General features: G+C 49.7%; 6 protein-coding genes. 1 reads left to right on the top strand and 5 read right to left on the bottom strand.

The genetic code is table 11. From position 1 onward, the window contains the following. Positions 1-59: 59 nt before the first annotated feature. Positions 60-1,457 (bottom strand): sigma-54-dependent transcriptional regulator, encoded by a 1,398-nt coding sequence (locus Enr10x_RS08025; RefSeq protein ID WP_145106066.1) that lies wholly within the window; start codon positions 1,455-1,457, stop codon positions 60-62. A gap of 718 nt (positions 1,458-2,175) precedes the next feature. Next, positions 2,176-2,790, bottom strand: coding sequence for a hypothetical protein (locus Enr10x_RS08020; RefSeq protein WP_145448694.1), 615 nt, complete (start codon positions 2,788-2,790; stop codon positions 2,176-2,178). Between the two features lie 1,633 nt (positions 2,791-4,423). Here Enr10x_RS08020 and Enr10x_RS08015 point away from each other — a divergent pair. Next, positions 4,424-5,212 (top strand): hypothetical protein, encoded by a 789-nt coding sequence (locus Enr10x_RS08015; RefSeq protein ID WP_145448693.1) that lies wholly within the window; start codon positions 4,424-4,426, stop codon positions 5,210-5,212. Positions 5,213-5,413: 201 nt separating this feature from the next. Here the strand turns inward: Enr10x_RS08015 and Enr10x_RS08010 are convergent, their stop codons facing one another. The 3 genes from Enr10x_RS08010 to Enr10x_RS08000 form a co-directional block, all read right to left on the bottom strand. Then, positions 5,414-10,183 (bottom strand): glycosyl hydrolase family 8, encoded by a 4,770-nt coding sequence (locus tag Enr10x_RS08010; RefSeq protein ID WP_197997525.1) that lies wholly within the window; start codon positions 10,181-10,183, stop codon positions 5,414-5,416. A 446-nt stretch (positions 10,184-10,629) separates the two neighbouring features. Then, positions 10,630-11,958: a DUF1501 domain-containing protein gene (locus Enr10x_RS08005; RefSeq protein ID WP_197997524.1), complete on the bottom strand. Its 1,329-nt coding sequence runs from the start codon at positions 11,956-11,958 to the stop codon at positions 10,630-10,632. A gap of 54 nt (positions 11,959-12,012) precedes the next feature. Continuing rightward, entirely contained in the window at positions 12,013-14,220 is a 2,208-nt protein-coding gene (locus tag Enr10x_RS08000) for a DUF1549 and DUF1553 domain-containing protein (protein WP_197997523.1), read from the bottom strand. Positions 14,221-14,291 lie beyond the last annotated feature (71 nt).

The raw sequence follows: 14,291 nt of genomic DNA, 5'->3' as shown, positions 1-14,291 counted from the left end.
AACTTTGCGCCAGTCAAACTCAGGGATGCGATCTGTATCGGAATTTAACACCAGCATTTTCAGGTCAAAGTCGCCTGATGCATATCCTGATCCTGTTCTCCCTGGCTCAGAATACGATACAGCGTTCTACGATGCATCCTGAGTGTTTTGGCAGCTGTGGTTTTATTTCCACCACACAGCTTAACCACTTCATTGATCATGTGACGTTCCATTGATTTAAAGTCACCTGTGATGGGAACAGAAATTGTCTCAGCTTTCCCGACTGCAGGACTTTGAGGAGTCTTTTTCAACTGTTTTGTGACCCCCAGACAGTCATTAAGGAGAATGATCCGGAAAATCACCGCCGCCAGTTCATGAACATTTCCCGGCCACTCATAGTTAATCAAGGTCTCCCATTCTGCTTCATTGATTCGATCCTGGCTGTCTTTATTCTTAAAGTTCCAGACATTCCCCAACTGCTCCAGAAAATGAATTCCCAATGGTTTGATCGCCTCTCTGCGTTCCCGGAGTGGAGGCACCTTAATGGGCATCAGACTCAAATAGTCGAATAAACCTCGATGAAAACGTCCTTTCTTGACTTCAGCATCCAGATCGTGACTCGTCGTAGCAGCAATCAATCGGAACGGATATTCGTAAATCACCGGGCAAGAATGGCCCCCCATTGCATTTTCTCCCAAAAACTCCAGCAACTGTTTTTGATCACCCATCGACAGTTGTTCGACGTCTTCCAGAAATATGGTTCCCTTTCCGGTTTTACCGGATGAAACCTGTTCCGCATTTTGAACCAGTGTCTGAGAGACTGAATCATAAAACTGCCGACCGCTGGTCTGCGTCGAACAGTTGATGTAAGTAAAGGGAGCTTTGAATGTGGCATTAGTTAGATGAATATGTCTGGCTAATGCTTTCTTTCCAACTCCAATTTCTCCCTGGAGTAGAAAAGGTATATCCAAATGAGAGACCTTATTCATCAGTGACAAAATCTCCCTCATGGCAGCGCTGACCGCGAGAAATTTCGAATCCGCCTGTTGAAACAGATCATTCTTAACGGGTGGATCACTCTCTCTGCTTGCCATCAGTTTTTTTACCTCAGCCCTGCTGATGGCACGACGTAGAGAAGTAATAATTTTTTCCCGATTAAAGGGTTTTTTGACATAATCACTGACTCCCAGATGCATTGCTTCAATGGCAGACTCCAGAGAGGGATCTCCTGTAACGACGACCGAAACGAGGTCATCGTGAATCTGAAGTGCTTCCCGGATCACACTGATTCCATTGCCGTCAGGCAGATGGATGTCCGCGAAAATAACATCGACGTGATTGCTCCTGAGGATTTCGAGCCCCTCTTTCACATTCGATGCGACAAGCACCCGCTTGGTTTCCGGAGTAATAAATCTTGTGATCAGTCTACTGATGAGCAGATCATCTTCAAGAACCAGAATCGTTTCTGGACTTTGCATGGACAGGCCCTCCTGCAAATAATTTTGCGATGAGGGAAATCTACGGCTGATGAGGTCTTGATCTCAAGCGTGGAAATAATATTCGAAAGATAGATCTTCTTGAGTTACCACCATCGAATAATATTCCTGTCAACGATGATCATATCCGATCTTCTTTTAGCCAGACACCAACATCCCGGACACAGACGTACAAGGACCTCACTCTGAGCAAATCTCCCCTTTCAACACGAATAACAATCACTTCACTTTAAATAATGCAGTTAATTGTTACTTAATCGATTACTCTGAGAGCGTTTCAATTACTGTCGGTCTTCTATCAGGAAGAATCTGACAAGGATACTGGTACCCGATCGAATTATTCACTGACTTCAGGATTTGACCAGAAGTAATATCGATAACTCATTGATAAAACACCTCGCGCCTTATCTTCGCTCTCCTGTCTAATGAGACAGAACGCAGTTCAAACGAACTCTTCAAAATGTAATCACAAACCGAACACAACAGGCGGGAAGATGGAGAACCTGCGTGTACAGAAGAAACAGCATAGTTTAAAACGGGAGCGTCGGCAGCGTGCATGGCGGCAGCCAGCCGACGTCCCTGGAACTACGTTGATTCCCCTCCCGGTAGTCACAACGTAGTTGTTAACGTATAAATTTTGCGAGAATAACCCGAAACTGGTCATTTGCAGTTAAAAATCTGAAAATTCAAATTCTCTGTCTCAGGGAGCAGGAAATTGTAAATACAAAGGTTTTCCACCTGTGATTGCGGCGCCCGGTAAACACAGCCTGAGGTGCCTGGCACTTTTGACCGGTCTGGCAAAGATGATAAGATCTTCAACCGACTGCCCGGGATAGAGATTGGCATAGTTTAACTGTCCCACTACTCCGACCGTTCCTGATATATAAATGGGATAATTGTTTCCATATTCATCCTGTAAAAGATCCTCGGCTGTGTGATACAGGCCCAGAGATAAATAGCTATGTTTTTTCACCTTACTTCGATTAAGAATCGAAATCTTGAGATTGAGAAATTCTTCGGTAGATTGAAATTGAATGTCATCAAGCGTCGCGTAATTTATGGGGCCCACCTCTGCCCGTAAGATTTTTACCGTCGCATCACCTGCACTGGCCTCTGTCCCCGCCTCTGCCCATTCATTTCGGCTTGTTTCCCGCGGCATTTTTTGACCATTATTAGTTAGTTCTTTTGAGCCAGAAATCCCAATTGTGGAATGACTGATTACGGTTATGGCCAGCAAACCTGCAATGACGAGCCCCCAGACAATATCTCCTGTAATTCTAAATAACCTGCTATAGCAGGAGGTTTTCATCTTCATGACCACAGACTCTTCCCATGGATCGTACCAGATATTTTTCTAAACGTTCCCTCTCCGAGATAATCCCCTCCTGGAAATATTGATCATCAATTGCAGGCTAACAACTGGCGGACAGCCAGGACACAGAACGCTCTTTCCGAAGTGAAATTGACTGGAACTCTGTTTGAGCGGCAGGACTGTTCTGCGATGCAAGAACGAACTCGGTATTGCGATACTGTGAAGTGACTGACAGATGAGTGGACTGAGTCCCCCCACTGCTTCCCCCGTTCCCAGGAAGCGGAACATGGACCATCTTAATTCCATCTTCCTGAGAACGGTGTAGCTCTAAGCAGCAATCTCGCACTGTCAGTTCTGTCACTGGGGAAATAGTAAAAATCTGTGCCACTGACAGAGATCTGGACAAGATAAGCTTGAGAAACCTGTCACCTGCACTTCTACCTGTTTTCCGGTCTCCGACAGTCTTCATCACAGACTCGCTCTATATTTGTAACGTGTTATCCCCTCAAGGGTAGCCTTTCCCTCCTGGTGAGAACACGACTGATTTGGGTGTTTGAAAGATGAAGCATTTCAACTTCATCATTCTGCTAGGAATCTATACAGTCTTTACGTTTCTGCTGAACCGACTACTCCACTCGACAATTTCGTAAGTTCATATCCTCACTGTTGTAGCACTCTGTATCGTCCCTCATAAATATGGAGATCAATGAATTGAAAAAGATTCTTGAAATCGAGTCCTGTCAGCACAATCGCGCGTTGATTCTGAGGCAATATGTCTCAGAGTTCTGTACCGTTCTCTGGCTTTAGCAAACTGCTCAGCTAGATAAACCAGGCGATGGAAAATATATTTTTGCATGCAGGGAGAGAATCAAAACAAAACCAGGAATACAGTTCCCGGACTCGTTGAAGACGACTGAAAAAGGCATCTGCATCAGCCATCATCAAGATCGATTCAAAAACAGAAATGGAATACCACACTCTTGAAAACAATCCACAGCGAGTCCTGTTTGTGACTGACGTTTCCCTTCAGCCACAGGGATGATGTATTGACTGCTGACAGAGCTTCCCCCAGGCTCCCTGATCAATCAGAACTGTGAATTACTCATCAATCTAAACAGCAAACACACCCGGTAGCTGGCTTTTTTCGGTCCTTTATGAAAGACTCAGTGGACTTGAAATCTTTTCGGTCATAGAAATTTTCTGATCATTCCGAGATGACAAGCTTAAGAAAAAACATTCGAACTCTCATGCCAGAGGACAGGTAGATCCAACTGAGACCAGCGATCATAAACACTTTCAGATCACACTGTTATCACTATTCATTCAATCTGAATTCCTTACCCAGTGCAGAATAAGTAAATGCACACTCTAACCACCAGGTGATACAAAACATTTTGTAAATTTGGTCAAAGTGGAAACTTTAGGGTTGCTATTTCTAATTTTCTCTGTTTACTAAGACCTGCAAACTCGACACACGACTGCTCTTGCTTGCATGGCCTTTGGGTTTGTTGCAGTCCGGATGCTATCGATACCAGGAGTGAAACGAAGGACGTATTCCTTTCTTTCAATAACAGTTCGATAGCGATGTCTCTCAAAACTTATTGATTGATTTTTCTTTCATTAAGGACATGACCGGATGTTGCTGACGAACAGGCTTAGCGCGCCGATTTCTCATCGGATAACGCGATTCCTCAACCGCTTAAACTCATGCGCCCTCTTTGTAATCCCCAAACACAGACACCCCATTCTCTGTGATTCTGTTTCAACGGGAGGAGGGGATTCACTCAAAATCCCTCATTCGGCTGAGTTCATGCTTTTTGCCCCCCCGACTTTCCTGCTGACTGTCGGCACTGCGCTAAGGACAGGCAATATCACACTCAGAACGAACGGTCCTGGCAGTACGTACGATGCCGACCTAGGAACCTCTGAATACACAAGATCTATCAGGATGCTCAACCCTGAACCAAACAGTAACCGACTGATACTCGACATACTTGGAGTAGTATTTAGTTACGTGCCCCTGTCGAACGGAGATTCGGTATCTGCAGAAGACGATTCAATGATCAACGCCGGCGTGAAGGTGCATTCCACGGGAGCCAGCGTGGCCCTGAGCGCCGGCGATGATCTTTTTCTTTCTGCGGGAATTGCGAGAGAGAAGAACGTCATGTTCAACAAATATCCCAGCAGCAGTTCATCATACCTCATCGAGAGTGGTGAGACTGCTTTCCCCTCATCTCCCCGGAGACACGCTGAATCTGGACATCAGCGGCCTGACCCAGCCAGCATACCTGATGCTGGAGATGTCTCCGGGGGGCTGGAGGAGGCTGCCTCTTCATGCTGGACTCACCGCAACTTGACAGCGATAGAAATCTGGAAGATACCACCGGCAACAGTATCTTCCAGATCATTGATAATCATGGCTTAACCAACCTCTTATTTGCCGGTTTTCTCACTCAAAATGAAAAGAACCAACAGTCATTATCTTCTGGTTTCAATAAATTTTCATACCAAACACAAGAATCCAGGCTAAACACTGTCATAGCCTGGACTCATTCTAAGGTGCCCTGCTTTACTCATGTAGAGAGTAATCATAGACCAAAGCACCTTTTCATTTTCTCTCCATAACTCAGGTAGGAGTCCCATTCAGAAGAAAGTCTGAAAGAGGTTCATCCAGTCCACCAGGTGACGCAATAAACCCAAAGGAAACCGCTCCTCCCGCCAGAATATCGTCGTTCCAGGAAGCGCCTCGAATGACGTAAGTATCGCCTATATGAGAAACAATCTCCGCGTTCCAGATATCTGTGATTTCGCCTGTAAAGGTGAACTCCAGAGTCCATCCTTCCAGAGTACTCTCACTCTCGTTGCGAATTTCAATTGCCCCCTGGAATCCACTTCCCCAGTCGTTGACGTTTGTAAAATCAACTTCCGCAGTGGGAGCCGGAGCATCATTATCCAGAATGTTTCCGGTTGCGATGGCCGAAGCTAAGGTAGCTCCCACAACCTGATCAAGCACGACCTGGAAGTCCTCACCCGATTCGATCAGCACATCGCCGATAACCAGGACAGTAATAGTCTTCTCAGTCTCGCCCGGCTGGAAAACCAGCTGACCACTGGTTGCCAGATAGTCCATCCCAGCTACCGCGGTTCCATCCTGAGTATGAAACTGCACTGTAACAGTTTCGGTCGTGGGTTGATCCAGAGAAACAGAGAAGACCGCCTGGGTAGAGCCGCTGTCCCCTTCAGTGACAGTCACCTCATTAATCGCCAGCTCTGGAACAATAGCGACATACTCTTCAACCATCACAGACACGGTCGTAGTGGTAACACTCCCCGACTCGGAAACCGTCGTATAAATAAAGCTGTCAGAACCAGAGAAGCCCGAATCCGGCGTATAGGTCAGCGTTCCATCTTGATGATCGACAACCTGACCATGTACCGGCTGAGTAAACGACTGCAACGTCATCCTTTCTCCTGCGGAAGCAGAAGGATTCACATAATTCCCGGACATGACCAGCATGCTCAGCATGGAAACGGAATCTGCATAGTAATTCGAATGCGTCGTTGCCACGCTGTCGAATACCGAGTTCAGCCAGGCCTGGTCTGCTGCATCCGAACCGGACATGGCTGACACACCGACTGCTGCCCTGAAAAACGGATCGCTCCAGCTGTTTAAGGGAGTCCCATCCAGCTGATATCCCCCCCGGATCAGTGAAGGATCGCCTCCGGAAGACTGCTGGAAAAATTCAGATAACATCTGAGCCTGTGCCTGCGAAACGGCATCGCCGCTCAGGACTGCATCTGTTCCCAATCGCCAGGGCACCCGTCCCGCATTGTACCAGTAGTATTGATCGTTGACCTCAAGAAATCCTGAAGGAGCAGGCGAAACATTTCCTGTTACCGGATCTACAATCACAAAATCTGGAACGAGCCCTGTCCCGGACTGCTGCTGCAGCTTCGTCATTACATCCTGCGTGGCGGCAAGCACCTCATCCCAGGCCCCGGTCTGCGTCGCTGCTTCAAAAGCTCGAAAATGGTCATACATGAAGTCGCTGGTACGCACAGACCATTGATTCCGCTGGCTGCCGTTGGGATCAACCCAGTCTCCCAGCATCGGGAGATGACTTTGTGGACCAATGGTTGATGCATACATGGCATTGATAATGGTAATCGCTTCCTGCAGATAATTAATCTCACCATCACTGCCCCATTGCGCGTCGGCCACCAGCAGGGCATAGGCAATATCGGCATCACCGTCGAAAGCACTGCTGTTTCCATAGGCATCAGGCTGTGCCCAGTCCATCAGATCCGGATTCCCCTCGCTGGGGTTGGCACGGGAATAGCGAAACAGGCCATCAAAAATGGTCTGGGCATCCGGGTCGTAGCCATCCATGTGCGCCAGAACCAGCATGCCATACCCCTGTGATTCAGACGTAGTGCGTCCCTGTGAATCCATCACCACCCGATAGCCATTTCCGCCAGGATCGATTCGCAGCCAGTCTGATTTCCACTGGTCATAGTAGTTACCCACAACCTGATCCAGTTGCTCCTGGCTATACTGGCTAGGTAGCAGCGTTCCGTCTACATATTGTTGAACGTGACTACCAAAATCCGGATCACCTGTGGAAGTTCCAATCGAAATCGTGACAGCCGTTTCGAAGGAAGTTGTCACCGATGTCTCATTTTGATTGGTCACAACATCATCGTTGGTAATCGTATTGGTCGCGGTAGCAGTCCCCGCATCCAGCACGGCCCCGACGGGACTGCTCAGAGTCACATAAAACTGCTCGTCCGCTTCCACCTGTGTATCGCCATAGATGCGTACCGAGATCGTTTTTGAAGTCTCCCCCACAGCAAATGAGACTTGACCGCTGGAAGCTTCATAGTCCTCTCCGGCAGTCGCAGTTCCGTTGGAGGTCTGATAATTAACTGTGACAGGCTGTGTTGCTGCCTCGGATAACGAGATCGTTACGATCGCCAGCGCGGAATTACTATCTCCCTCGGCGATCGTAGCACCACTAATACCCACTACAGGGGTCACCTCTTCTGGAGGCTCTATAACAGTGCCACCCAGAGCGACAGGATCCTGGTAATACTCCTGCACTTTGGTGATCCACCAGTAATCGTCAGTGGGGTCAGTTCCAATCGAATCGGTACTGATCCCGACACCCGCCCCGAACAGAATCTGCCGGATTCCTGCCGCCCGCGCCTCTTCCATATGCGAGCCCCAGGTAATCGTATTTCCGGAGACCGTCAGCTTGCTGTCATTCAATGCATTTGTGGAAAAGTAATCCAGACGATCTCCACTTGCCGTGAACGTATCTCCCAGGAAAAATGTCGGAGCAGAATCCTCATACTGGCGGGTCGTGTTGTTAAGTTGGTCGAAGACACCATTCTCGTCATAAGGATTTTCAGCGAGACTGTCGTTGATATGCCCGACGGGAAGCTGCCAGAGCACCATTTCACGATCAGTCGTCTGCGTGAGTGTCTGAACAATCAGCAGATAATTATGCCAGTGGTCACTGTTCCAGAACCAGGTACTGCCCGCCGGATCGTCAGCCGCACCATTCTGCGCCCCGGCATCCAGACCATACTTATCCAGCGAGATAAAACCAGCCCCGTAGCTGAGTATACCGGCATCCATATAATACTGGGCAATCAGTTCCGCTTCACGGGCGATCGCGGCACGCCCCGCTTCCACTCCGAGAGTATCAGTCAGATGCACAATCCCGGTCGCGGGAATCGGATTTTCGATTCCCGGAGACGCCCAGAGGTTAAACTGCCAGCCGAATTCCACATTCGGTGCGTACTTGCTGATGCTGTAATTGATGGCTTCAATCAACCCGGTCACCGTATTGTCGAATTGTGGATCCACGCCTTCCTGCAGGACGCCACTGCTGTAAGCGGCACTCGTCATCGCGGAAATGTCACTGGCCGCTGCACCGGCGTTTTGCATGAGATAGCCAATAAAATCAGGCTCCATAATCATCTGCACCAGTTCGTCCCCCGCTTCCGTGCGAATGGTATCCAATGCAAATTTCAGATCCTGGAAATAGCTTTCCATATACGACAGGCTCTGGATATGCCCCACGTCGGTCGTATAGCTTTCCCCCCCATCCGGAATGTTGTAGTACACAAACTGGGGGACCATTCCCAGTTTCAGGCTTTCGCGCACATAACTGCTCACCCGGTCCGGATCCCAGCTGCGCCACCCTGTAATCGGCCCCCCATTGAGGTAGATATAACGCGAGTCCACATACTTGTTGGTCGCATCACTGTCACCAAAATCCTGCCAGAAGGAGAGGTCGCCAGTCGTATCTTCACTCACCGAGCCGATGGTGACATAGTCCGGCAAACCTGGAAGTTGCCCATCGGCTGTCCGCACACGGACGCCAATAAACCGTTCTTCGCCGGAATCGAGATCCATAATGCGCAGCGATGCCCTGCCTGCTTCCAGTCCGGTAATCCGTAACGTGTCCCCGTCCACCATCTCGGCCTGGATCACGCGTGAATTATTCGTCACGACACTGAACTGCACCGCCTGGTTGGGTGAAGTCAACGTATAATCATAAGTCGCCTGATCGATCGTCACCTGCAGGGCCTGCTCTGCCAGATCCACTCCCGCGATACCTATTTCACTGGCATCCCCGGCGACATAGACCACTTCATCGCTCAATGCAGTCCCGGCTGCATTACTGACTTCGACCTGATAACTGAAAACCCCATAATCCCGATCCGTCAGCAGCAAACTGTCCGTCTGAGGAGTGGAACTGCCTGACAAGGCTGCTTCGTAGATCAGCGTCCCATTCTCATACAGTTTCCAGTGATCTGCCGCATCCCCGGCCCAGAGATTCATCGTCACCCGGAATCCTCCGGTACCAGCGTCTGCCAGTACACTCACACTCGGCTGATTGGGAGTATTGAGGACAGGATCCGGATCGCCCGGATCAGTGGGATCAGTAGGATCACCATTTCCCATAAAGACAAAGTCAGTAGGTTCACTATGTGTCCCCCTGGCAACAAATCCGATCGCCAGTGACTCCCCCGGATCCAGTGTATGATCCCAACTGGGAGGTGTGATCCGATAGCGACCACCACTCAGATTCTGCACTTCTGCGTTCCAGAGCGACTCGATTTCGCCGCTGTATTGAAACTCAAGCTGCCAGTCCGTAAACGCCGTAGATTCATCGTTGTTGAGCGTCAGAATGGCAGTCCGACCGGAGCCCCAGTCATTATCCACCTCGAACTGGATATCAGGCGCATCGGCCAGCGGATGCGCTGCCAGAAGCGTTCGTACTTCTAGCGATTCAGTCTGTTGTGAGCTTTTGGCCCGTGACCGCCGGGGGGTGAGATGTTGCGTAGAGAACCAGTGCAGCAGGGTCGCATAAAGTCGTCTCATCTGATCCGCTCTGCGAATGCAGAGCCCTTTCAGTCTGTGCCAGGACAGTGCTTCTCTCATGCAGCAGGCCAGCATGAGAAAACAATGAAGTTGGCACGACTTCAGGATTCAGATGAAACTGAAACGTGCAAGACTCATCGTAACACTGCTTATCGTCGGGCGTGAGCAGAAGACCGGAAGGGAATCAGTCGGCCACATGCTCTTTAGGTTCCCGCGATTTTCTTGGCGCGGAAGCTGTTTCGGCCCAGATCAAACAGCAATGTCCGATTTTTTGAAATGAAATTCACCTGGAACCAATCCAGGCTCTGAACAATTCGATTGTAACCACGCCCCCCTCCCCTGTGTCCAGACGTAATTTGAAAAGCTTTTTTTAAATGATGGACAGACTGGTGTGCTTATGAAGCTTATGTGAAGGAGGTCAGAGAGGCTTTCTCCATCCGGTCTGATTAGAAAAGCTCGTGAACCGGTTTTCCGGTCCCGACAATGCTGGTCGGTCTGCCCGAGGCATCATCAAAGTGAGTTTCCAGAGAGACTCCCATCTTCTGATAAATCGTCGCAAGCAGATCCAGGGGAGTGGTCTTTCGTTCGACTACTCCACCACCGAATTTCTCGCTGGCCCCCACCACGCGTCCCCCTTTGATGCCGCCGCCGGCAAACATCACAGTGAAACAGTTTGACCAGTGATCCCGCCCTGCATGTCCGTTGATCATAGGCGTCCGGCCAAACTCACCCGCGCAGAAAATCATCACGTCATCCAGCATGCCCCGTTGTTCCAGATCTTCGATCAGGGTTGCCATCGCCTGATCCAGGGGCGGCAGATGTGTTTCCAGCCCTTTTTCGATATCGTTGTGATGATCCCAGTAACCGGTATTAATGGTCACGCAACTGCTGCCTGCCTCGACAAGCCTTCGTGCCAGCAATGCACTTTGACCATATTGATGCCGACCATATTGATCTCGCAACCTGTTGTCTTCACTACTCAAATCAAAGGCCTTACGTACCCGTTCGCCCGTCACCATTTCCAGTGCCTGCTGCTTAAAGGTATCCAGCCCCTCGATAACTCCCGACTGATCAACCTCGCGATTCAGTGTGTCAAACTGTTTCAAAAGTTCCCGACGCGATTCAACACTTTTTAAAGTTAGACCGTCGGGCAAAGCCAGATTGGGAATTTTGAAGTTTTTGGAATTCGGATCCGTGCCCACTTCAAACGGGTTATACGATTTCCCCAGATAAACTGCCCCCTGATAGCCAAATGCTTCTGACTTGGGGATGGTGACATAGGGAGGCATGTGCTCGGAATGAGCACCGATGGTTCGAGCGATCACAGAACCGAATGACGGCTTCTGAGGCGCATTCCGTGCCAGGGTGGGACCAAAATAACCTGTCTGCATCCAGTGCGCAGAGGGAGCATGGATCCCATTTTCATGATGCACCGATCTGACCTGCGAGATGTGATGCATCACCTTCGCCTGTAGGGGAAAACGTTCCGTCACATGAATATCAGGTACGGACGTGGAAATGGGCCGATACATACCACGATACTCAGCCGGAGCCAGCGGTTTCATATCATACGTATCCTGCTGACTCATGCCCCCATGAGTCCAGAAGACGATCAATGATTTATTGGACTTCGGCCGCACCGTTTCTGCTGCAGTGGCACGGGCCTGAAACAGGTCAGCCAGCCCCAGGCCTAACAGGGGTGCTCCCAACTGCAGGAAATTACGACGACTCACGCCGTCACAATTGGAATATTTATTTCCTGACAAGGATAACATCAAACGGGTCTCCCACATCTGTCGCAAGCGAATTCAGCCTGGGACAACAATCTGTCAATGATTCATCATAAACTCATTCGTGGCCAGGAGCGCCCAGACCAGTGAACGATACGCCTCATGCCGGTTCTTTTCGCTATTGAGATATTTCACTGCCGTTTCGACTTCCGATGTTCTGGGGGGCCGCGACAAGGTCCGTACGAAGATCTCACGAACATTATCTGAGTGCGTTTTCTGATTTGATGCCAGCTGTTCGATGTAACCATTTTTGTCGGTCAGTTTTCGCTGGATCTCCTTGGAATTCACCAGTTCGAGCGCCTGTGATAAGGCGGGATCCACAGTCCGCTCACACTCGCAGGCTGAAGTGCGGGCAGGTCGTCCAAAGACATCCAGAAAATTGAAACGTACATTTTCGTCGGGAAGATTCACCGCACGTGTTCCCTCTGGAAACTGCCCTGGCCCTCCGGGGAAAACAGTAGGTACATCTAAAACCTGGCTGATCCCATCCAGTAGTACTTCCGCAGATAGTCGCTTGGGGTAATAACGGGCAAAACACTGACTGTCTTCGGCATTGGTCTTATTCGGATTCGCACTGAGTCGATAGGCATAGGAATTCGTGATCTCTCGAATCAGCTGCTTCACATCATATCCATTTGCAGCAAAATCATAGGCCAGTTCATCGAGCAGAACCGGATTCGTAGGCGGATTCGTACTACGGGCATCATCGATCGGATGAATAATTCCACGACCGAAAAAATGACCCCACATCCGATTCACCATTGTCCTTGCGAAAAAGGGGTTTTCCGGACTGGTCATCCATTGTGCCAGGTTACGGCGGGGATCGTCAAAACGTGACACCTCAAAATCGGGACCTCCCAACGGACGGGGCTGCATCAGTTCTCCGCTCCGCGGGTTATGTACTTCTCCCTCATCTTTGAGATAAATCACTTCATTGGTTGGCACCTCGGCATCAGCGAAGCCTCCCTTGCGACCGACGCGACTGAAGATGGCAGCGAATGAATAGTAATCGTCCTGACTCCAGCGTTCTGCGGGATGATGATGGCACTGGGCACACTGAACCCGGACGCCTAAAAATGCCTGTGCCACCGACTCTACGTAATCAGGCGTCGAACGGACCGAGCGGTACCAGATCGCAGGCGGGTTCTGAGCCTGGCTCCCTGAAGCGGTCAGGATTTCGGTAACAAAGCGATCAAAGGGTTTGTTGGAAGCGAGGGAATCACGAATCCAGGCAGAGAACAACATCGTCCCCGCACGTTGATTACGCGTACCATAACCGGTCCCCCGATTCTGTAAAATGTCAGCCCATTTTAAAGCAAAGAAACTGGCGTACTCGGGACGTTCCAGAAGTCGATCGATCAATCGCTCCCGTTTGTCGGCTCGGGAATCTGCCAGATACTGTCTGACTTCGTCAACCGTAGGCAAGGTACCACAAATATCCAGAGTAACCCGGCGGATGAAGGTCGCATCATCCACTGGTTTCGAGGGCAGAATACCGAGTTTTTTCCATTGGGCTACCAGATGCTGATCAATCTTCGAGAGCTTACCTTCCGACGGATACCCTGCGAGCTTTTTCTGCCCCTCAGAATGGTAAGGCACCACTCCCTGGAAAACAGCAATCTTCTCCCCAAAGCGAGCCATCACGGCAAAGACTCCCCCACGCGACTGGGTGGTAATCAAGCCTTCCTGATCAACCTTGCCGATTTCAGGATAGTTTGACTCGTAAATAGACTGATGTGTGACGTCTCGCTGAGTCCCATTTGAAAAATGAGCCGTCACCTGCAGATTGAGGCTTGAGTTCTGCTGGAAAACACGGTTACCCGGCGACAGATCAATTTTGATAATTTCGGGATCATCAGGATGTGGACCGGCTGCCCCCTGTTCAATCCAGTCATGCAGCAACGCATAGTCCGCGGTATCCGGTTCCAGTAACCGACCTCCACCATGTGGCACCAGACCTGTCGCCTTAAGCAGCAGCAGGCTTCGATCAGGATCACCGGGAAAGATCCGCCTCCCCCGTGTTTCCAGGGCAATCGCAGAATAATCCATAGCAGGATCAAAACCGAGCAACGAAATCTTAAACCCGTTCTGTCCTGTCGACTTCCCGTGACAACCACCACTATTGCAGTTCAATCTGGTCAGCAGGGGCACTACATCGGTTGTAAAATAGACTTTCCGTTTTGCTGAATCATCAGCCGGACGTAGCGGATTTTCAGCAGCTTGTAGATCGACCTGTATAAATAGCATCAGGCAGACGATCATCCAGCTCAGCTGATAACGTCCTCTTATTGAAGTTATTTTACTACGTAACATATAAA

Origin of the sequence: Gimesia panareensis, from assembly GCF_007748155.1 — a bacterium.
GTDB classification, from domain to species: Bacteria; Planctomycetota; Planctomycetia; order Planctomycetales; family Planctomycetaceae; genus Gimesia; species Gimesia panareensis.
This window is presented reverse-complemented; position numbering and strand designations above follow the sequence as displayed.